This is a genomic window from Rhizobium zaerense, assembly GCF_051810725.1.
In the GTDB taxonomy this organism is placed as follows: domain Bacteria; phylum Pseudomonadota; class Alphaproteobacteria; order Rhizobiales; family Rhizobiaceae; genus Rhizobium; species Rhizobium leguminosarum_I.
This window is the reverse complement of sequence record NZ_CM132690.1, coordinates 111,692-130,602: the sequence shown is the minus strand read 5'-3', so window position 1 is coordinate 130,602 and position 18,911 is coordinate 111,692. Positions and strand designations below refer to the sequence as shown.

Below are 18,911 nucleotides of genomic sequence, written 5' to 3'. Positions count from 1 at the left end.
GATTCCGGCCGTTTTCCTTTGTAAGTTTTTTATTCTATACCTCCCGCGCATCACGTGCATATCAAAGACTGAAGCGCCAAAACGGCGCGTGGGAGGAATGAATGAGTTTTGAAAAGATCGCCGTTCTCGGCCTGGGCAAGGTCGGACGGCTGGCGGCGACGCTTTTGCATGAAGGCGGCTTCGAGGTCATCGGCGTCGATGCGCAATTGCCGCTGAGCGACGTCCCTTTCAAGTGCCGCACCGGCGATATCTCCGATCCCCAGGTGATCGGCGAATTGCTCTCGAATGTCGAGGCCGTGCTCTCCTGCCTGCCCTATCATTTGAACATCGAGCTGGCGCGTGCCGCCCATCTTGCCGGCATCCATTATTTCGATCTGACCGAAGACGTTCCCACAACCAATTTCATCATCGAGCTGTCGAAGACATCACGCGGCCTGATGGCGCCGCAATGCGGCCTGGCGCCGGGTTTCGTCGGCATCGTCGGCGCAAGCCTGGCCGACGGCTTCGATCGCTGCCGGTCGATCCGCATGCGCGTCGGCGCCTTGCCGCAGCATCCGACCGGACTGCTCGGTTACGCCTTCAATTGGTCGCCCGAAGGCGTCGTCAACGAATATCTGAACGACTGCGAGGTCATCGAGGGCGGCGTGCGCAAGCTCGTCTCGCCGATGGAATGGCACGAGACCGTCTATGTCGGCGGCGTCAAGCTCGAAGCCTTCACGACGTCCGGCGGCCTTGGCACCATGTGCGACACCATGCTCGGCAAGATCGACAATCTCGATTACAAGACCATGCGTTATCCCGGCCATATGGAGCTGATGAATTTCTTCTTCCACGAGCTGTTGATGCGCGACAAGCGCAAGCTCGCCGGCGAGATCCTGACCAATGCCAAGCCGCCGGTTGAAGACGATGTCGTCTATGTCCATGTCGCCGCCGAGGGCACCGAGAATGGCAGCCTGCGCCGCAAGGAATTCGTGCGCGCCTATTACCCGATCGAGATTGCCGGCGCGCGCCGCACGGCAATCGCCTGGACGACGTCAGCCTCCGTCGTCGCCGTCATCGAGATGGTCCGCGACGGCCTGCTGCCGACGACCGGCTTCCTGCACCAGGAGCATATTCCGTTGGAGATGTTCCTGAAGACGCCGACCGGCAGCCTCTTCAAGGCGGGCGCGACCAGCCACGGCTAAGAAATAGTCTCCGGTGCGGCGGCAATATCAATGCCGCCGCACCGAAAACCAATCCGTCGTATCGGTGTCAGCAGGCGAGATCGGCGACGACCGAATCGAGGATCAGCATGCCGGATGGTGTGCAGCGCAGGCGTGAATTGCCGATCCGCTCGATAAATTTGTGCTCGAGCAGGAATTCCTCGCGCTTCGGGTCGAGGTCGCGGCCGGAAAGCTGCTGCCAGCGAGCGAGATCGACGCCTTCCCTGAGCCGCAGCCCCATCAGCAGCAGCTCGTCGGACTGTTCCTCGAAGCCGAGCCGCTCCTCATCGAGAATGCCGTGCCCATCACGCTCGACCATGTCGAGCCAGGCTTCCGGCTTGCGCTCGGTGGCGGTCGCGAGCTTCTCGGGGCCACGCGTCAGCCGGCCGTGAGCGCCCGGGCCGATGCCGGCATAATCGCCGTAGCGCCAGTAGGTCAGGTTATGTCGGCTTTCAGCTCCCGGCCGGGCATGATTGGAAACCTCATAGGCCGGCATGCCCTCGCGCGCGGTGATCTCCTGCGTCGCCTCGTAGAGCAATGCCGATTGCTCGCCGTCCGGCACGACCAGCTTGCCGGCCTTGTGCAGGCCGTAGAAGGGCGTGCCTTCCTCGATGGTCAGCTGATAGAGCGAAAGATGGTCGACCGCGTAGGAGATCGCCTCCTTCAGTTCCTTTTCCCACTCCTCGACTGTCTGGTCGGGCCGGGCATAGATCAGGTCGAAGGACATGCGCGGAAAGATGTCGCGCGCCAGCCTTATCGCCTTCAGCGCGTCGGCGACATCATGCAGCCGGCCGAGGAATTTCAGATCCCGGTCATTCAGCGCCTGCACCCCAAGCGAGACGCGATTGACACCCGCCGCCCGGTAGCCGCGGAAACGTTCGGCCTCGACGCTCGAAGGGTTGGCCTCCATGGTGATCTCGATGCCATCAGGCACATGCCAGTGCCGCGCAATGCCGTCGAGAATGGCGGAAACCGTTTCCGGCTTCATCAGCGACGGCGTGCCGCCCCCGAGGAAGATGCTTGTCACCGTCTTCGGCCCACTGAGCGACCGGACCGCCGCCATCTCCTTCAGGAAGGCAGATGTAAAGCGCTCCTGGTCCACCGGCTGGTGGCGCACATGGCTGTTGAAGTCGCAATAGGGGCACTTCGCCGCGCAGAAGGGCCAATGCACATAGACGCCGAAGCCCGGCTCGCCGGTATCAGGCAGCAGAGCCGCGTCGCGCGAGGTGCTTGGCGTATCGAAATTGCCCACGGACCGACTCTATGCCTCCAGGCAGGTTTCGACAAAGAGTTTGAAGGCACGGGCCCGGTGCGACAGCGCTTGCGGCTTGCCGACGTTCCAGCCGTGTTTTTCCTCGCCGCTCATTTCCCCGAAGGTGATGTCGTAGCCCGCAGGCTGGAAGACCGGATCATAACCGAAGCCCTGGGTGCCGCGCGGCGGCCAGACGACGCTGCCTTCCACCTCGCCGCGGAACAGCTCCGTATGCCCATCCGGCCAGGCAAGGCAGAGCACGCTGATGAAACGCGCCCTGCGCTGTTCCGGCTCTGTCGCGCCCGCATCCTGCAGCGCCTTTTCCACCTTTGCCATCGCCATGTCGAAATCGCGCGTGCCGTTGGATGTCTCCGCCCAATTGGCGGTGTAGACACCAGGATCGCCGCGAAGCGCGTCGACCACCAGCCCGGAATCGTCCGAAAGCGCCGGCATGCCTGATGCATTGGCCGATGCGACCGCCTTGATCGTCGCATTCTCCTCGAAGCTCGTGCCCGTCTCATCCGGTTCGACGAAGTTCAGCTCGGCGGCCGATTTGGCGGTGAAGCCGAGCGGCCCGATCAATTCCTGGATCTCGCGGATCTTGCCGGCATTGTGGCTGGCGACGACGATGGTCTTCGTTTCAAGCTTGCGCATTCAGATTTCCTGTTCGATGCCCCAGATTTTAGCCTCCGCGCATTCCAGGCTGTTGCCGGCCGGATCGCGGAAATAGATCGAGCGGCCGCCGTTCGGCCAGCGCACCTCGGATTCGATCGCAACGCTCGCCGCCGACAGCCGTTCAGCCATGGCATCGATATTGCGGCCGGACACCCGGAAACAGGCGTGGCCTTGGCCGTTCGTGCCGTGCGGCGGCACCTGCAGTGCTTCGGGCGCCGGCGGCTTCACCGTTTCCTCGGGATTGAAGATCAGGAGAACGCCGGGCCCACAGCGGAAGAAGACATGCCGGTTGGCGGCGCGGGCGATCTTTTCAAGCCCGAGAACGTCTTCGTAGAACGTCTCGGCCTTATCGAGATCCCGCGCATAGAGCGCCGTTTCCAACATGCCTTCCAGCATGGGGTTCATCCTTCGACGGCTTGCTTCTGCAGTGCCACGAGTTCGCCGATGCCGTTTCTGGCCAACTGCATCAGCGAGGTGAATTCGCCCTCACTGAACGGCGTGCCTTCGGCGGTGCCCTGGATCTCGACGATCCCGCCGGTGCCCGTCATGACGAAGTTCGCATCGGTCTCTGCCGAGGAGTCTTCCAGGTAATCGAGATCGATCACCGGCTGGCTGGCAAAGATACCGCAGGAAATGGCGGCGACATGATCCTTCAGGACCCGGTCGACCTTGATCATGTTGCGGCTTTCCATCCATTTCAGGCAGTCGTAAAGCGCGATCCAGCCGCCGGTGATCGAGGCTGTCCGTGTGCCGCCATCGGCCTGGATGACATCGCAATCGAGCGTGATCTGCCGTTCGCCGAGCGCCTGCAGGTCGACGACGGCGCGCAGCGACCGGCCGATCAGCCGCTGGATTTCCTGGGTGCGACCGCCCTGCTTGCCGGCGGCGGCTTCGCGCTTCATGCGTTCGCCGGTCGCCCGCGGCAGCATGCCGTATTCGGCCGTGACCCACCCCTTGCCGGAATTGCGCAGCCATGGCGGCGTCTTTTCTTCGAGGCTCGCCGTGCAGAGTACATGCGTATCGCCGAATTTCACCAGGCAGGAGCCTTCCGCATGCTTGGAAAAATTGCGCTCGAACGAGACCTTGCGCATCTGGTCGATTTTTCTGCCTGAAGGCCGCATTCTTATCTCCTGGGGTTTATTTGACCGCTTCTACGATTGGCGGCGCTCATTTGCAAATTCCCTTTTGCCACGGGTGTGAGTTTGACTTACTTTTCGGGAAGTATCATCAGCATGGGTTTGAAAGCTTCATGGGCATCAGGTCGACGTCGGTTTCGGATGCCGTAGCTGCGCTGGACGAGCGCTCCAGGGAAATTTTTCGTCGCATCGTCGAAGGTTACCTGGAAAGCGGCGAGCCGCTCGGTTCGCGCAACCTGTCCCGTATCCTGCCGATGTCGCTGTCGCCGGCCTCGGTGCGCAACGTCATGAGCGATCTCGAAGAGCTCGGCCTGATCTATTCGCCGCATGTCAGCGCCGGCCGGCTGCCGACCCAGATCGGCCTGCGCTTCTTCGTCGATGCCTTCATGCAGGTCGGCGACCTCTCCGCCGAGGAGCGCGCCAACATCGACCGTCAGCTGCGGGCCGAAAGCGGCGGCAATCCCGTTGAATCGATGATGAACGAGGCAAGCCGCATGTTGTCGGGCATTTCGCGCGGCGCGGGCCTCGTCATCACCTCGAAAAGCGATCCGGTGCTGAAACATGTCGAGTTCATCCGGCTCGAACCGACAAAGGCGCTGGCCGTGCTCGTCGGCGATCATGATCAGGTGGAAAACCGCATTATCGAGCTGCCGGCGGGCGTCACGTCCTCGCAGCTGACGGAGGCGGCGAATTTTCTCAATGCCCATATGTCCGGCCAGACCCTGCCGGAGCTCCGCAAACAATTGAGCCGCCTGAAGGACGACGTCCGTCACGAGCTCGATGCCCTGTCGCGCGATCTGGTCGAGCGCGGCATTGCTGTCTGGGCTGGGAGCCCGGATGAGGGGAAGCCGACGCAGCTGATCATCCGCGGCCGCGCCAACCTGCTCGAAGGCCTCGCCGGCGCCGACGATCTCGACCGGCTGCGGCTGCTGTTTGATGATCTCGAGAAGAAGGACAGCCTGATCGAGATCCTCAATCTCGCCGAAAGCGGCCCGGGTGTGCGCATTTTCATCGGTTCGGAAAACAAGCTCTTCTCGCTGTCCGGCTCATCGCTCATCGTCGCGCCCTATCGTGACGACGACGATCGCATCGTTGGTGCCGTCGGCGTCATCGGCCCGACGCGGCTCAATTATTCCCGCATCGTGCCGATGGTGGACTATACAGCCCAGCTCGTTTCCCGCCTTTCGCGCAATCAGCTTTGACGCAGCAACCGCCAAGCACGCGGAATTTTCGCTTCTTTGTCACGCAGACTTGATTTTTTTCGGTCAAACCTCGATATCGGGCGCATCTGAAGACACCAACCGGAGACCGTCATGACCGATGACACGACGAAAAACGGACCTGACGCAACTGCGGCCGATGCCGCAGCCGACGCTGCCGCCTACGTCGAGAACGAAACTGCGCAGCAAGAGCCCGCCCAGCCGGACCCAATCGAGCTTCTGAAAGCCGAAAACGGCGAGCTGCGCGACCGCTATTTGCGCCTTGCTGCCGAGATGGACAATCTGCGCCGGCGCACCGAGCGCGAGGTAAAGGATGCCAAGTCCTATTCCGTCGCCGGCTTTGCTCGTGACATGCTCGCCGTCTCGGACAATCTGCGCCGCGCGCTCGATGCCATCCCTCCGGAGACCAAGGCTGCCGCCGATGCCGGCCTGAGCACGCTGATCGAGGGTGTCGAGATGACCGAGCGCGCCATGCTGTCGGCTCTCGAGCGCCACGGCGTTCGCAAGCTTGAGCCGGTTGGCCAGAAGTTCGATCCGAATTTCCATCAGGCAATGTTCGAGGTGCCGAACCCCGACGTGCCGAACAATACGGTCGTGCAGGTCGTGCAGGCAGGCTTCTCCATCGGCGAGCGCGTGCTGCGCCCGGCCATGGTCGGCGTCGCCAAGGGCGGCCCGAAGCCGACCGAAGCCGAAACCAACTCCGTCTTCGACGAGAAAGACGCCTGATATCCCTTCCTTCTGCCTCGTGCAGAAGGAAAAGCCGAAGCGTTAGATGCGGGCGAAGCGTTCGATCAGCAGATCGAAAAAGCCATCCGCATCGACATGGCGCATGACCTTGGCGTTGCGCTTGCGCTCGGTCACATGCCACCAGTCGACGACCGTCATGCCGACGGTGAGTTCGGACTGGACCTCGATCTCGACATTGCAGTCGCGGCCCTGGAAAAGTTCCGGCTCCAGCAGGTAGGCGACAACGGTCGGGTCGTGCAGCGGCCCGCCGTCGGAACCGTATTTCTCGATGTCGAAGCGTTCGAAGAATTCCAGCATCTCGACCATGGCCTTTGCCGGCGCCGTGCCGATCTCGGCCATGCGTTTCACCCGGTCCTTGCGGGTCAGCAATTGATGCGTCACATCAAGCGGCATCATCACGATCGGAACGCCTGAGCGGAAGACGATATCGGCCGCCTCCGGATCGACATAGATGTTGAATTCGGCCGCCGGCGTGATGTTGCCGCCCTCGAAGAAGCCCCCGCCCATCATCACCAGTTCGCGGATGCGGGGGACGATGTCGGGTGCCTTCTGAAAGGCCATGCCGATATTGGTGAGCGGCCCGAGCGTGCACAGCGTCACCGTGCCTTCCGGCTCGCGGCGCAACGTCTCGATGATGAAGTCGACGGCATGGCTAGGCTGCAGCGCCATCGTCGGCTCGCTGAGTTCCGGACCGTCGAGGCCGGTCTTGCCGTGCACATGTTCGGCCGTCACCAACTTGCGGGCGATCGGCGCGTCGGCGCCGGCGAAAACCTTGGTCTCCGTCCGGCCGCAGAGTTCGCAGACGATGCGCGCATTGCGGCTGGTGAGCGGAAGCGGCACGTTGCCGGCGACCGTCGTGATCCCCAGCACTTCCAGCTCGTCGGGACTGCCGAAGGCCAGCATGATGGCGGCCGCGTCGTCCTGGCCAGGATCCGTGTCGATGATGATCTTTCTTGCGCTTGCCATTCCGATCGTTCCATCCTCGAACTGCGTGTTACCGGGCATGCACCGATTTCTTCACGTCCCGTCACAAATCAGCACAATCCGCGCGGACATGTTTTGATGCGAGGCAGCAGCTGCTTTGTCAAGGAAAGAGCCTGACGTCAGCTTAAAATTGAGCAGGTGGCGCCGACACGTCGTGCCCCATGCCTTGCAGCGCCAGGCTCTTGTCCCCATATTAGCGGCATCCGGATGCTGCACTGAAGGTCCGGGATGGTCGCTTGCGCCAAGGACTTGAAAAGAGATGAGCCGCATTACCCCTTTCGCCAGCCCGCTGCTTCTGGGCTTCGATGCCATGGAAAAGACGCTGGAGCGCATTTCCAAGACGAGCGACGGATATCCGCCTTACAATATCGAACGCATCGGCGCCGACAGCGGCGCGCCGGAGCGTCTGCGTATCACCCTTGCCGTGGCTGGCTTCAGCGAGGAGGAACTCGATGTCTCCATTGAGGAGAACCAGCTTCTGATCCGCGGCCGCCAGGTGGAACAGGGCGAGCGGGACTATCTCTATCGCGGCATCGCCGCTCGCCAGTTCCAGCGCACCTTCGTTCTTGCCGACGGCATGCAGGTGCTGGGTGCGGCCCTGAAGAACGGGCTGCTCTCGGTCGATCTAATTCGCCCGGAACCTGCGCGCATGGTCAAGAAAATTAACATTTCGGTCTCACAGTAGCACAACGGTTTGTCGAACCGTTGGTCCCTTCTCCCGGAGGAACAGGAATGTTGATGAAAGAAGCCACGTCTCACTTGACCAAATCCGAGCTTGCCCACATCGGCAACGGCGAGGTCGCCTATATCAGAAAAATGCGGACCGATGAGGTCGCCAAGTGCTTTCCCGAGGCGCCGGATATCGATCCGACCGTCGATCTCTGGGCGCTCTTCGGCGCCGACGGCACGCCGATCCTGCTGACGGACAACCGCTCCAGCACTTTTTTCAAGGCTGCCGAGGACGAATTGAAGACGGTCAGCCTGCACTGACCGTCAAAACCGTCAGCTCCGTTTCACTGCTTGCGGCGCACGGTCGCTCTATTCGATTTCGCTGCGATCGGGACGGATGTCGCGACATATGCGCGTAGGCGTCTTCCGGCGCCGTACCTGCGATGACGTTGAAAATTCCAGGATCCGGTAGCAACTGAATGAATCGAACTCATTGAAGATGCCGACCTCTCATCGGGAACTAAGCACTCTGGCCAAGAAATTATGGGCAAGCTACGCTTGGCATTCTTGTGCCGCTTGAGCAGATTTTCCTGATTTGAATCCTGACAAGCCCAAGGGTTGTCCGCTCCGGGCCGAGACCCGTCAGTAGACCAGTTGAGGCGTGATTGAGATCTCCTATCCGTGCCAGGCTCTCTCACCCGAACCGGACCGCCGTTCTCGCGCGCGCCTTTGCCGCTATCTCCTCGCGATCACGAGGAGGTTGGGACGTTTCCATCAGATCGAGCAGCTCGCGGGCGCATGCCGCGATCGAACTGACCGCGCGCTCGAATGCGACCTCATTGCGCTTCGACGGTTTGGTCGTTCCGCTCACCTTCCGTACAAACTGGAGCGCCGCATCGTGGATCTCCTCGTCAGTCGCCGGCGGATCGAAATTGAACAGGGGTTTTATATTTCGGCACATGACTTGCTCCCGGTCATTTTCTCTCTTCCATTTGAGAGGAGGGTGACCAGCACAGAATATAGTCGCGTGAGCGCTAATGGCAACCGGTCCAACGGCGGGTCTCTCCGCGTCGCAAGGCAGGGCGCAGCTCCTCCAGTTCGGTTTTTTTGTCGCTGTCGGCATCAGACCGGCGTCCCAGGCGATTGCTCACGCGAGGAACATCACGGCGCGTTCGCCGACTTGCGGGCAGCCTCAGATCTTCCTGAATGTCAGATAGGCCGAAGACCGGCCCTCGCGCCGCGCCTTGGCCTCGTAGCGTGTGCTCGGCCAGCCCTCATAGGGGGTCAGCCAATCGGCTGCATTGTCGGCCATCCATTCGAAACCGCCATGGTCGCGGCATTTGATCAGCGTCCAGTTCACATAGGTGTCGATGTCGGAGGCGAAGCAGAACAGGCCACCAGGCTTCAGCACGCGATGAAAGCGGCCGAGATTGGTTTTCGAGACGAAACGCCGCTTCCAGTGTTTCCGCTTCGGCCAGGGGTCCGGATAGAGCAGGTCGATCTGATCGAGTGAGCCGTCCGGCAGCCAGTCGAGCAGTTGCGTCGCGTCGTCATTATAGACGCGGATATTGGAGGCGCTGGTCTCGCCGATGCGCGACAACAGCTTCTGCATGGAATTGACGAAGGGTTCGACGCCGATGAAGCCGGTCGAAGGCATCTCCAGCGCGCGGTGGATCAGGTGCTCGCCGCCGCCGAAACCGATTTCCAGCCGCAATCTCTCGACCGGGATCGGGAAGAGGGATGATGTCAGCGGCTCCGGGGGAGCCGCCGTCAGATCGATAAGGAACGCCGGAAGCAGACTGTTCAGCGTCTCCGCTTGCTGTTCACGCAGGGCCTTTCCCTTACGGCGACCGAAGAAAGCTTCGGTCGCCCGGCCCCGGCGCTCCATATCCGTCATGCAGCAGCCTTGGTCTTGACGGCTTCCTTGAGCGCCTTCACGAGGTCCGTGCGCTCCCAGGAGAACGAGCCGTCGCGTCCGGCCTTGCGGCCGAAATGGCCGTAAGCCGAGGTCTTGGCATAGATCGGCTTGTTGAGGTCGAGATGGCGGCGGATGCCCGACGGCGACAGGTCCATGTTCTGGCGGATTGCGGCTTCGACCTGATCCTCGCTGATGCCATTGCCGGTACCGTGCAGGTCGACATAGATCGACAGCGGCTGAGCAACACCGATCGCGTAAGAGAGTTGGATCGTGCAGCGGTTGGCAAGACCGGCGGCAACGACGTTCTTGGCAAGATAGCGGGCGGCATAGGCAGCCGATCGGTCGACCTTCGTCGTGTCCTTGCCGGAGAATGCACCGCCGCCATGCGGAGCGGCACCGCCGTAGGTGTCGACGATGATCTTGCGGCCGGTGAGGCCCGCATCGCCGTCCGGTCCGCCGATGACGAACTTGCCGGTCGGGTTGATGTACCAGTTGCAATCGTCGGCGATCTTCAGCTCGCCGAGCGCTTCGCGGATATAGGGCTCAACGACGGCGCGGACCTTGTTCGAATCCCAGCTCTCGTCGAGATGCTGGGTCGAAAGCACGATCGAGGTCGCTTCCGACGGCTTGCCGTCGACGTAACGCACGGTCACCTGGCTCTTGGCGTCGGGGCCGAGCTTGGCAACTTCTCCGTCGCCCTTCTTGCGGGCAACTGCGAGCAGCTGCAGGATCTTGTGGGAATAATAGATCGGCGCCGGCATCAGGTCCGGCGTTTCGCGGCAGGCATAACCGAACATGATGCCCTGGTCGCCGGCACCCTCGTCGCCCTGCTGGTCGGCGGCGCTGTCGACGCCCTGCGCGATATCGGCCGACTGCGAGTGCAAGAGCACGTCGATCTTTGCCTTCTTCCAGTGGAAGCCGTCCTGCTCGTAGCCGATATCCTTGATGGCGCGGCGGGCGGCGGCCTTGAACTTCGACGGGTTGATGACGTCCTTGCCGTCCTTGTCCTTCTTCATCAGGCTCGGCGGCAGGCGAACTTCGCCGGCGATGACGACGCGGTTGGTCGTCGCCAGCGTCTCGCAGGCAATGCGCACGCCCCACGGATTGACGCCGGTCTTGGCCGCTTCGCGGTAGACCAGATCGACGATCTCGTCGGAGATGCGGTCACAGACTTTGTCCGGATGACCTTCGGCAACAGATTCGCTGGTAAAGAGATAATTCGCGCGCATTTCGGGATTCCCCTCAAAGAATAAAAGCCAGCTAGTAGGTACTCAGTTCGAGGGCCGATGACAAGCGCAGAAGGACATAAATATATCTTTATATCTGTGGCAAAGTGACAAATTTTGCCCCAAAAACGCAAAAAAGGCGGCCTTTCGACCGCCTTTCGAATTCTGCACCGGTCTTGGTTCAGTCGGCGTCGGCTTCAGCCGCCAAGGCTTTCACCAGCTCCACGACCTTGCGGCGAACCTTGGGATCGGAAATCTTGACGAAGGCGCGGTTGAGCTGCAGTCCTTCCGAGGAAGACAGGAAATCGACGACGTAATTCGAGCTGGAGGCTTCCATGCCGCCGCCGCCGGCAGAATGTTCGCCGGGCGCGTCCTCGAAGAAAAACGACACCGGAACATTGAGGATGTTCGAGATGTTCTGCAGACGGCTTGCGCCGACGCGGTTGGTGCCCTTTTCGTATTTCTGGATCTGCTGGAAGGTGATGCCAAGGCTTTCGCCAAGCTTTTCCTGGCTCATGCCCAGCATCGTACGACGGAGGCGAATACGGCTGCCAACATGGATGTCGATCGGATTCGGCTTCTTTTTGTTTTCAATCATGGTCGTGCCCTAGCTAAGAATTTCAACCTGTTTCTAACCGGCATGCCCCAGATCCATCCCAAAACGCCACGTTGCAAGAGGTGAGGAACCCACCTTCGAACATACGTTAAGAACGCCGATTGTCATCACTATGCAATTTTAGGGGTTTTTGGTCAATTCAACCCGGAAATAAAACCCCTGCGAGAAATTAGCGCAATCAGAATCAGCAACGCCTCGGTCAACCAGAAGTATGTTTGCTGGGGGTATGTCGTTCCGAGTCCCGCGCCGATGCTATCGAGCGTTGCATCGATGAAGCCGGTTTCCCCAAGATCGAGGCCCGCAATAATTTCCCCATGGGCGTTCACCAGCGCTGAAATGCCGCTATTGGCATCACGAATCAGCGGCATGCCGGTTTCAACAGCCCGTACTCGCGCCTGCTGGAAATGCTGGTAGGGGCCGGGCGTCGCGCCGAACCAGGCGTCATTGGTGATATTGAGGATCGCGTTGGCGTCTTTGATGTCGCCGGTCATTTCGTCGGGGAAAATGATCTCGTAGCAGATCAGCGGATAGAGATTGAGGCCGCCGGGCAGCGTCAGCAGGTGCCGGCTTGCCGCGGCCGAAAATCCTCCCGGTATTTCGACGACGTTCTGGATGCCGAATTCGGTGAGCACGTCCTCGAAGGGCAGGTATTCGCCGAAAGGCACCAGATGCATCTTGTCGGAGGCGCCGATGATCTGGCCGCGGCCGTCGATCACGTAGATGGAATTATAATAGCGCGTCGGAATGCCCGGTCCCATCTCCTCGGCGCGGACGGCGCCGGCGATCAGCACCTGGTTGTCATCGAGCGTATCGGCGATCCGCGTCAGCGCATCCTGGTTGTCGGTCAGGATGAAGGGGATCGAGGTTTCCGGCCAGACGATGATATCGGGTTTGCGTCCGCCATTTTTCGGTGCTTCAGCCGAAAGCTTCAGATGCGTCTCGAAGATCGCGGCGCGGTCGGCGTCGTTGTCCATCTTCGCCGCCTGGTCGATCGCCGGCTGCACCAACCGCACCACCGGCCGCTTGTCCTCCGGCAATGTGTCCGGCCGGGGCGCGAGATAGAGAGCATAAGCGCCATAACCGAGATGGGCGGCAAAGAGCAGGACGGCGAGCGCGATTCCCGGCCGCGCGCCTTGCCGCGTCCCGGCAAGGGCAGGCGCAGAAAAGACGAAGACGGCGAGGGCCGTCACCCCCGTCGCCCCGATCACATGCGCCGACTGCATCATCAGCGGAACCGGCATCATGCCGTAGCCGATGGCGTTCCAGGGAAAGCCGGTGAGGATCACGCTTCGAAGCCACTCCATCAGCCCGAAGCTTGCCGCAAGCGCGGCGATCCGCCCCATGCCATCAGACCAGACGATGCGGGCAAGGGCGGCCGCCAGCCCGTAGAAGATCGCAAGACAGGCCGGCAGGCCGAGGATTGCCAACGGCAGCGCCCACGCGAATTCTTCCTGATCGACCAGCAGCGCATGGCCGAGCCACCAGAGGCCGGCGACGAAATAGCCGAAGCCGAACAGCCAGCCGGTGGTGAACGCCGGCCACAGCCTGCCGATCAGGCCGCTCTCAGGCGAAGCCGCCGCCCCGTCGATCAGCCAGACAAGCAGCGTGAAGGAAACGAACATTGCCGCGAAAAAGCCGAAGGGCGGCAGCGCCAGAACCGCGAATGCCCCGGCGGCGATGGTCAGCAGCGACCGTTTGAAACCCCAGACGAGGATAGCCCTGTCCGCAAGCCGCTCCATGCGCACTCCCATCAAACCGCGAATCAACCCATCCGCAGTCTTTCAAAAAAGCGGCTCTTTGTCCCGTTAGTTGGGTCCTGTTAGTTGGCGGTCGATTCCGCCGGCCGGTCTTCGCCGGCCTCGGAGCCGGGAGCGATGTCGCCATCCGTCTTGGCGCGGCGGCGAACCGCGTGGCGCTTGCGGGTAATGCGCAGCCGTTTGATGCGGCGCGGATCGGCGTCGAGGATGTGGAATTCGAAGCCCGGCAGTGCCTGGACGACTTCGCCGCGCACCGGAATGCGGCCGAGCGCCGAGAAGATCAGGCCGCCCAGCGTATCGACCTCGTCGACCTGCTCGCTGATGTCGAAATCCGGCCCGATCGCTGCGGCGATCTCTTCCAGTTCGACGCGGGCGTCGGCGATGAAGACGTCTTCGGCGACCCGCTTGAACATCACTTCGTCATCGTCATGTTCGTCGTCGATGTCGCCGACCACCATCTCGACGATGTCTTCATGCGAGGCAAGCCCGTCGGTGCCGCCATATTCGTCGATGACGAGCGCCATCTGCGTGCGGTTCACCTGCATCCGGCGCAACAGGTCGGACGCCAGCATCGACGGCGGCACGAACAGGATCTTGCGGATGATGCCGGCCTCGGCCAGCGTCTTTTGCAGGTCGACGCGGGCGAGATCGAAATTCTGCTTGGCCGAACGCGTGGTCTTCTGGATGTTTTCGGGCGCAACCTCGATCGCCGGCAAGACAGCGGCCGGTTTCGTCGGGCCGCGGCGTTTGTTGCGCGCCTGCTTGGCGATGTAGGAGAGCAGATCGCGGATATGCACCATGCCGCGCGGATCGTCGAGCGTATCGGCATAGACAGGCATGCGCGAGCGGCCGGATTCCTCGAAGAGGATCATCAACTCGCCGATGGTGATGTTCTGGTCGACCGCCTCGATATCGGCGCGCGGCACCATCACGTCGGCGACGCGCACTTCGCGAAAGCGCAGGATGTTGTTGAGCATCGCCCGTTCGTCGGGCGAAAAGGCGTCGTCGCCGGCCGCATCGGTCATCAGCGCGTCGGCGAGATCCTCGCGCAGTCGCGAGCCCTGCTGCGGGCGAAGGATGCGCGCGGCGCGCGACCAGAAGGATTGGGATCGGCCGGATGGCCGACTACTACTGCCTGCCTCGTCCGAAGAGGAGGATGGCTCGGAGTCCTTGGCGTCTGCCGCCGGCTTCGTCGTAAAGTCGCTCATGGTTCCATTTTAAGGTCTTGACCCTCGTAAGGATCAGATAGGCCGAGCTGCGCCAAAATGCGAGTCTCCAGCCCCTCCATAATTTCGGCTTCGGTACTATTCATATGATCGTAGCCGAGAAGATGCAAGAAACCGTGCACCAGAAGATGGGTCAGGTGGTCGTCGAAGCTCTTTTCGAGCTCGGTCGCTTCCCGCTCCACCGTCTCCCGGGCGATGATGATGTCGCCGAGCATCGGACCGGGCATCTTGCCGGGCCGAACCGGAAAGGCGGGAAAGGAGAGCACGTTGGTCGCCTTGTCCTTGCCGCGCCATTCGGCGTTGATGTCCTGGATCGAGGCATCGTCGGTAAAGACAAGCGAAACCTCGGGCGGCATCGTCGGGAAGGGCTGCTTCTCGCTGTCGCGGAGATAGATTGCCGCGGCACTGAGCACGCGTTCGCAAAACGACTGCAGCGTTTCTTCGCCGGGCCAGCCGATGTCCTCGACGCTGATCTGGATATCGAGTTCGGCCATTAGTCGTGCCGGCTGACGTCTTCGGTTTCGACGGCATAGGTGGAATCATAGGCCCTGACGATGCGCCCGACCAGCGGATGGCGGACGACGTCGGTATCCTTGAAGCGCACGATCGAGATGCCCTCGACGCCGTTCAGAAGCTGCAAGGCCTCGACGAGGCCGGATTTGACGCCGCGTGGCAGGTCGATCTGGCTCGGGTCGCCGGTAACGATCATGCGCGCATTCTCGCCGAGACGCGTCAGGAACATCTTCATCTGCATAGATGTCGTGTTTTGCGCTTCGTCGAGGATGATGGCGGCGTTGGCGAGCGTGCGGCCGCGCATGAAGGCGAGCGGCGCGATTTCGATGACGCCGGCAGTGATCGCCCGGTCGACCTTGTCGGCGGGGATCATGTCGTAGAGTGCGTCATAGAGCGGGCGAAGATAGGGATCGACCTTTTCCTTCATGTCACCGGGCAGGAAGCCGAGGCGCTCGCCGGCCTCGACCGCCGGACGCGACAGGATGATCTTTTCGACCGCACCGCGCTCCAGCAACTGGGCGGCATGCGCGACGGCAAGATAGGTCTTGCCGGTGCCGGCCGGGCCAACGCCGAAGACGAGCTCGGCGCGTTCCAGCGCCCTGATATAGGCGTCCTGCGTGGGCGTGCGGGCGATGATCGTCTTCTTGCGTGTCGAAACCTGCGCCATCGTCAGCTTGGCCTTGCGTTCCATTGTGGGAAGGCTGAGCTGGTCGTCGGCGGCGACCGCCATGCGGATTGCTCCCTCGACGTCGGATCGTTCCACGCTGCCGCCTTTCTGAAGCTTTTCATAGAGATAGTCGAGCGTGCGCCGCGCCTGATTGGTGGTCACGACATCGCCTGTGATGACGACGGAATTGCCGCGTGCCCGCGCATCGATATTGAGCCGTTGCTCGAGCAGCTTGAGGTTCTGGTCGAATTGCCCGAACAACTCGCTGGCGAACCGGTTGTTCTCGAACGTCAGGACGAAGTGATTGGTGTCGCTCGGCGTGCGGGGTTGGCGCGGTGAAGAAGAAACCAATTCTTGTCCGTTCAAGCGGTCGGGCTCCTTAGGTTAAACCGCAGCCTCTGCGCGTTCGGCAAACAGGCTGTTTGTTCCGGTTCCGGTGATTCGCACTTTAATAATGTCACCGATTTGCGATGCTTTTGCATCAACATTCACTGATTGAAGCCAGGGAGAACGTCCGATTAGTTGTTCCGGCATGCGACCGGGCTTTTCGAGCAACAGGTCGATCTCCTTGCCGATGCAGGATTCGGCAAATTCCTGCTGCTGCTTCAGGAGAAGCATTTGCAGGCGTTCCAGCCGTTCTGCCTTGATTTTTTCCGGCACCTGGTCCTTCAGTTCCGCGCCGGGTGTGCCCGGCCGTGTCGAGTATTTGAACGAGAAGGCCTGTGCATAACGGACCTCCTCCACAAGCCTCAGTGTATCCTCAAAATCCTTATCTGTCTCCCCCGGAAAGCCAGTGATGAAATCGCCCGACAGGGCGATGTCAGGCCGCACCGTGCGGATGCGCTCGATCAGCGCCAGATATTCGGCCGCCGTATGACGCCGGTTCATTGCTTTCAGGATGCGGTCCGAGCCCGACTGTACCGGCAGATGCAGATAAGGCATCAGCGCCCGGAGGTCGCGATGAGCGTTGATCAGCCGGTCGTCCATGTCGCGCGGGTGGCTTGTGGTATAGCGCAGCCGCGCAAGGCCGGGGATCTCGGCCAGGCGATAGAGCAGGTCGCCGAGGCTCCATGCCTCGCCGTGGCTCCCGGCGCCGTGCCAGGCATTGACGTTCTGGCCGAGCAGGGTGATCTCGCGCACCCCGCTGTCGACGAGCTTTTCGGCTTCCTCGACGATCTGGGAAACCGGCCGCGACACTTCCGAGCCGCGTGTATAGGGCACGACGCAGAAGGTGCAGAACTTGTCGCAGCCCTCCTGCACCGTCAGGAAGGCGGTGACGCCGCGGGCACGGATCTTTCGGCTCTCGGCGATCGGCAGATGCTCGAACTTGTCCTCGATCGCATATTCCGTATCGACGACGCGCTGGCCTTGTTTGGCCAGGCGTAGCGCCTCCGGCAGGCGGTGGTAGGTCTGCGGGCCGATGACGACGTCGACGGCGGGTGCGCGGCGCAGGATTTCCTCGCCTTCGGCCTGGGCGACACAGCCGGCAACGCCGATCATCATCTCCCGTCCATCAGCCGCTTTCTTCTTTTTCATCTCGCGCAGCCGTCCGAGCGCCGAATAGACTTTTTCGGCCGCTTTTTCACGGATATGGCAGGTGTTGAGCAGAACGAGGTCCGCCTCTTCCATATCTTCCGTCGGCTCATAACCGTCGCGGGCGAGCGCATCGCTCATGCGCATGGAATCGTAGACGTTCATCTGGCAACCATAGGTCTTGATGAAGACCTTGCGGTTGTTGCTGCCATCGCGGGGTGTCGATTCCGGGGCCTGGAGAAGGGCGCTGTCCTGTGTCATGGCGCGCTATTTAGTGGTTTTTGCCGCCGGAGAAAATCGAAATCTTGCTTCAGGAGATTTCCCGCCCGCGCAGGCGGCTGTTCAGGAGGTTGCGGATGCGCAAGGCGATCGTCGCGCTCACCTCCTTGCGGCTGGTATCGGCGCGGTAATCCACCGCCTCGCCGAAGGAAACCTCGGCGTCGATGGCGCCGCAGCGAACGATGTCGATGAGATGCGGCAGCAGCTCGATATCACCCGGCCAGGCGGCGAGCGGCCGATGATAACGCCCCATGGCGATGCCGTGGACCCTGGTATAGGCAACCGCGACCGGCTGCACCACGACCGTCCCCGTCGGCGAATAAGGCACGGCCATCGCGGCGGCGCCGAACAGCGAGGACTTGACCTCCAGCAGCCGGTTGCCGTCCGAGGTCGTGCCCTCGGGAAAGAGCACGACGATCTCACCGTCGGCCATGCGCCCGGCGATCTCGTTTGCCTGATGACCGGTCTTGCGCCGTTCCTCGCGCACCACGAAGACGCTCTTCTGCAGCTTGGCGAGCGTGCCGAAGATTGGCCAGTCGCGCACCTCGATCTTGGCGATGAAGACGACGTCGGCAACGGCCGACAGCACCATGATGTCAAGCCAGGAGGAATGGTTGGAACAGAGCATCAGCGGCCGGCGGTCTTCCAGCTTGCCGCTCACGCGGACGCGAATGCCGAGACAATAGCAGACGACACGGTGCCAGACGCGCGGAAGCCGGCGGCGCAGCCGCCAGTCGAACCGCAGCGCCAGGATCTGCAGCGGCATGAGCATGAGGCTGACGGCAAGGATGACGACCGCGGCGAAGGCGATGCGCAGCCAGGCGATCAAATGCTGGTCTCCCGGGCTGCCATCGCTTCAGAGATCTTCTTTCTTCAGCGGAACGCCGTAGAGCTCCAGCCGGTGGTCGACCAGCCGGAAGCCGTGCTCGCGGGCGATGCGCTCCTGCAGCGCCTCGATCTCCGGCGAGCGGAATTCGATGACCGTGCCGGTCTTCAGGTCGATGAGGTGGTCGTGATGCTCTTCCGGCACCGTTTCGTAGCGCGAGCGCCCGTCGCGGAAGTCGTGGCGGGCGATAATGCCGGCATCCTCGAACAGTTTCACGGTGCGATAGACGGTCGAGATCGAGATCTTCGCATCGACCTTCACCGAGCGGCGGTAGAGTTCTTCGACGTCGGGATGGTCTTCCGACTCTTCCAGGATACGCGCGATCACGCGGCGCTGCTCGGTCATGCGCATGCCGCGTTCGGTGCAAAGCTCCTCGAGGGTCTTGGCTACATCGGTCATCGCCCG

21 protein-coding genes are annotated in these 18,911 nt (G+C 61.7%); 5 read left to right on the top strand and 16 right to left on the bottom strand.

Annotation, left to right across the window (positions count from 1 at the left end; genetic code table 11):
- Nucleotides 1–101 precede the first annotated feature (101 nt).
- A complete protein-coding gene (locus ACS4RR_RS00670; protein WP_222332447.1) occupies nt 102–1,184 on the top strand; it encodes a saccharopine dehydrogenase family protein in 1,083 nt (360 codons plus the stop codon).
- Between the two features lie 67 nt (nt 1,185–1,251).
- On the opposite strand, the gene hemW is transcribed toward ACS4RR_RS00670, so the two are convergent.
- From hemW to rph, 4 genes are read right to left on the bottom strand one after another with little or no spacing between them, the layout of a single operon-like run.
- Entirely contained in the window at nt 1,252–2,454 is a 1,203-nt protein-coding gene (gene hemW / locus ACS4RR_RS00665; protein WP_170257375.1) for a radical SAM family heme chaperone HemW, read from the bottom strand.
- Nucleotides 2,455–2,463: 9 nt separating this feature from the next.
- Nucleotides 2,464–3,108, bottom strand: coding sequence for an RdgB/HAM1 family non-canonical purine NTP pyrophosphatase (gene rdgB, locus ACS4RR_RS00660; protein ID WP_260297615.1), 645 nt, complete (start codon nt 3,106–3,108; stop codon nt 2,464–2,466).
- Nucleotides 3,109–3,534, bottom strand: a complete 426-nt coding sequence (locus ACS4RR_RS00655; protein WP_456189566.1) for a VOC family protein — start codon at nt 3,532–3,534, stop codon at nt 3,109–3,111.
- Nucleotides 3,531–4,250: a ribonuclease PH gene (gene rph / locus ACS4RR_RS00650; protein ID WP_007633796.1), complete on the bottom strand. Its 720-nt coding sequence runs from the start codon at nt 4,248–4,250 to the stop codon at nt 3,531–3,533. Before rph ends, ACS4RR_RS00655 begins: the two co-directional genes overlap by 4 nt.
- Nucleotides 4,251–4,378: 128 nt before the next feature.
- Here rph and hrcA point away from each other — a divergent pair, with 128 nt between their 5' ends.
- Nucleotides 4,379–5,467 (top strand): heat-inducible transcriptional repressor HrcA, encoded by a 1,089-nt coding sequence (gene hrcA, locus ACS4RR_RS00645; RefSeq protein WP_017966717.1) that lies wholly within the window; start codon nt 4,379–4,381, stop codon nt 5,465–5,467.
- Between the two features lie 111 nt (nt 5,468–5,578).
- Nucleotides 5,579–6,211, top strand: a complete 633-nt coding sequence (gene grpE, locus ACS4RR_RS00640; RefSeq protein ID WP_017966718.1) for a nucleotide exchange factor GrpE — start codon at nt 5,579–5,581, stop codon at nt 6,209–6,211.
- Between the two features lie 42 nt (nt 6,212–6,253).
- On the opposite strand, the gene ACS4RR_RS00635 is transcribed toward grpE, so the two are convergent.
- Nucleotides 6,254–7,198 carry a nucleoside hydrolase gene (locus ACS4RR_RS00635; RefSeq protein ID WP_162115415.1) on the bottom strand — a complete coding sequence of 315 codons (945 nt, stop codon included), beginning with the start codon at nt 7,196–7,198 and terminating at the stop codon, nt 6,254–6,256.
- Nucleotides 7,199–7,475: 277 nt separating this feature from the next.
- Here ACS4RR_RS00635 and ACS4RR_RS00630 point away from each other — a divergent pair, with 277 nt between their 5' ends.
- Nucleotides 7,476–7,901 carry an Hsp20 family protein gene (locus ACS4RR_RS00630; RefSeq protein ID WP_017966720.1) on the top strand — a complete coding sequence of 142 codons (426 nt, stop codon included), beginning with the start codon at nt 7,476–7,478 and terminating at the stop codon, nt 7,899–7,901.
- A gap of 47 nt (nt 7,902–7,948) precedes the next feature.
- Complete coding sequence (locus ACS4RR_RS00625; RefSeq protein ID WP_003556039.1) at nt 7,949–8,206, top strand: BQ00720 family protein; 258 nt, start codon at nt 7,949–7,951, stop codon at nt 8,204–8,206.
- A gap of 373 nt (nt 8,207–8,579) precedes the next feature.
- On the opposite strand, the gene ACS4RR_RS00620 is transcribed toward ACS4RR_RS00625, so the two are convergent.
- From ACS4RR_RS00620 to ACS4RR_RS00570, 11 genes are all read right to left on the bottom strand, one after another.
- On the bottom strand, nt 8,580–8,846 hold the full coding sequence (locus ACS4RR_RS00620; RefSeq protein WP_456189565.1) for a DUF2277 domain-containing protein: 267 nt from the start codon (nt 8,844–8,846) through the stop codon (nt 8,580–8,582).
- A 231-nt stretch (nt 8,847–9,077) separates the two neighbouring features.
- The gene (trmB, locus tag ACS4RR_RS00615) at nt 9,078–9,782 is read right to left on the bottom strand and encodes a tRNA (guanine(46)-N(7))-methyltransferase TrmB (RefSeq protein WP_170257379.1); all 705 of its coding nucleotides are present in this window, start codon (nt 9,780–9,782) and stop codon (nt 9,078–9,080) included.
- Nucleotides 9,779–11,032: a methionine adenosyltransferase gene (gene metK / locus ACS4RR_RS00610; RefSeq protein WP_456189564.1), complete on the bottom strand. Its 1,254-nt coding sequence runs from the start codon at nt 11,030–11,032 to the stop codon at nt 9,779–9,781. Before metK ends, trmB begins: the two co-directional genes overlap by 4 nt.
- A 178-nt stretch (nt 11,033–11,210) precedes the next feature.
- Entirely contained in the window at nt 11,211–11,627 is a 417-nt protein-coding gene (locus tag ACS4RR_RS00605; RefSeq protein ID WP_017966725.1) for a helix-turn-helix domain-containing protein, read from the bottom strand.
- Nucleotides 11,628–11,779: 152 nt separating this feature from the next.
- A complete protein-coding gene (gene lnt / locus ACS4RR_RS00600) occupies nt 11,780–13,384 on the bottom strand; it encodes an apolipoprotein N-acyltransferase (RefSeq protein ID WP_456189563.1) in 1,605 nt (534 codons plus the stop codon).
- A gap of 80 nt (nt 13,385–13,464) precedes the next feature.
- Entirely contained in the window at nt 13,465–14,610 is a 1,146-nt protein-coding gene (locus tag ACS4RR_RS00595) for a hemolysin family protein (RefSeq protein ID WP_162115411.1), read from the bottom strand.
- Entirely contained in the window at nt 14,607–15,122 is a 516-nt protein-coding gene (ybeY, locus tag ACS4RR_RS00590; RefSeq protein WP_017966728.1) for an rRNA maturation RNase YbeY, read from the bottom strand. Before ybeY ends, ACS4RR_RS00595 begins: the two co-directional genes overlap by 4 nt.
- Nucleotides 15,122–16,174, bottom strand: a complete 1,053-nt coding sequence (locus tag ACS4RR_RS00585; protein ID WP_456189562.1) for a PhoH family protein — start codon at nt 16,172–16,174, stop codon at nt 15,122–15,124. Before ACS4RR_RS00585 ends, ybeY begins: the two co-directional genes overlap by 1 nt.
- Nucleotides 16,175–16,192: 18 nt before the next feature.
- Nucleotides 16,193–17,602, bottom strand: a complete 1,410-nt coding sequence (miaB, locus tag ACS4RR_RS00580; protein WP_260109929.1) for a tRNA (N6-isopentenyl adenosine(37)-C2)-methylthiotransferase MiaB — start codon at nt 17,600–17,602, stop codon at nt 16,193–16,195.
- A 49-nt stretch (nt 17,603–17,651) separates the two neighbouring features.
- On the bottom strand, nt 17,652–18,449 hold the full coding sequence (olsA, locus tag ACS4RR_RS00575) for a lyso-ornithine lipid O-acyltransferase (RefSeq protein ID WP_260109930.1): 798 nt from the start codon (nt 18,447–18,449) through the stop codon (nt 17,652–17,654).
- Between the two features lie 27 nt (nt 18,450–18,476).
- Nucleotides 18,477–18,905 carry a Fur family transcriptional regulator gene (locus ACS4RR_RS00570; RefSeq protein WP_017966732.1) on the bottom strand — a complete coding sequence of 143 codons (429 nt, stop codon included), beginning with the start codon at nt 18,903–18,905 and terminating at the stop codon, nt 18,477–18,479.
- Nucleotides 18,906–18,911 lie beyond the last annotated feature (6 nt).

What these genes read in the sequence shown, in the direction of transcription:
- ACS4RR_RS00655 (WP_456189566.1), bottom strand. Translation starts at nt 3,534, where the DNA reads ATGAACCCCATGCTGGAAGGCATGTTGGAAACGGCGCTCTATGCGCGG.
- trmB (WP_170257379.1), bottom strand. Translation starts at nt 9,782, where the DNA reads ATGACGGATATGGAGCGCCGGGGCCGGGCGACCGAAGCTTTCTTCGGT.
- miaB (WP_260109929.1), bottom strand. Translation starts at nt 17,602, where the DNA reads ATGACACAGGACAGCGCCCTTCTCCAGGCCCCGGAATCGACACCCCGC.
- lnt (WP_456189563.1), bottom strand. Translation starts at nt 13,384, where the DNA reads ATGGAGCGGCTTGCGGACAGGGCTATCCTCGTCTGGGGTTTCAAACGG.
- ACS4RR_RS00625 (WP_003556039.1), top strand. Translation starts at nt 7,949, where the DNA reads ATGTTGATGAAAGAAGCCACGTCTCACTTGACCAAATCCGAGCTTGCC.
- ACS4RR_RS00630 (WP_017966720.1), top strand. Translation starts at nt 7,476, where the DNA reads ATGAGCCGCATTACCCCTTTCGCCAGCCCGCTGCTTCTGGGCTTCGAT.
- ACS4RR_RS00570 (WP_017966732.1), bottom strand. Translation starts at nt 18,905, where the DNA reads ATGACCGATGTAGCCAAGACCCTCGAGGAGCTTTGCACCGAACGCGGC.
- hrcA (WP_017966717.1), top strand. Translation starts at nt 4,379, where the DNA reads ATGGGCATCAGGTCGACGTCGGTTTCGGATGCCGTAGCTGCGCTGGAC.
- ACS4RR_RS00605 (WP_017966725.1), bottom strand. Translation starts at nt 11,627, where the DNA reads ATGATTGAAAACAAAAAGAAGCCGAATCCGATCGACATCCATGTTGGC.
- rph (WP_007633796.1), bottom strand. Translation starts at nt 4,250, where the DNA reads ATGCGGCCTTCAGGCAGAAAAATCGACCAGATGCGCAAGGTCTCGTTC.
- metK (WP_456189564.1), bottom strand. Translation starts at nt 11,032, where the DNA reads ATGCGCGCGAATTATCTCTTTACCAGCGAATCTGTTGCCGAAGGTCAT.
- ACS4RR_RS00595 (WP_162115411.1), bottom strand. Translation starts at nt 14,610, where the DNA reads ATGAGCGACTTTACGACGAAGCCGGCGGCAGACGCCAAGGACTCCGAG.
- ACS4RR_RS00620 (WP_456189565.1), bottom strand. Translation starts at nt 8,846, where the DNA reads ATGTGCCGAAATATAAAACCCCTGTTCAATTTCGATCCGCCGGCGACT.
- ACS4RR_RS00635 (WP_162115415.1), bottom strand. Translation starts at nt 7,198, where the DNA reads ATGGCAAGCGCAAGAAAGATCATCATCGACACGGATCCTGGCCAGGAC.
- ybeY (WP_017966728.1), bottom strand. Translation starts at nt 15,122, where the DNA reads ATGGCCGAACTCGATATCCAGATCAGCGTCGAGGACATCGGCTGGCCC.
- ACS4RR_RS00670 (WP_222332447.1), top strand. Translation starts at nt 102, where the DNA reads ATGAGTTTTGAAAAGATCGCCGTTCTCGGCCTGGGCAAGGTCGGACGG.
- grpE (WP_017966718.1), top strand. Translation starts at nt 5,579, where the DNA reads ATGACCGATGACACGACGAAAAACGGACCTGACGCAACTGCGGCCGAT.
- rdgB (WP_260297615.1), bottom strand. Translation starts at nt 3,108, where the DNA reads ATGCGCAAGCTTGAAACGAAGACCATCGTCGTCGCCAGCCACAATGCC.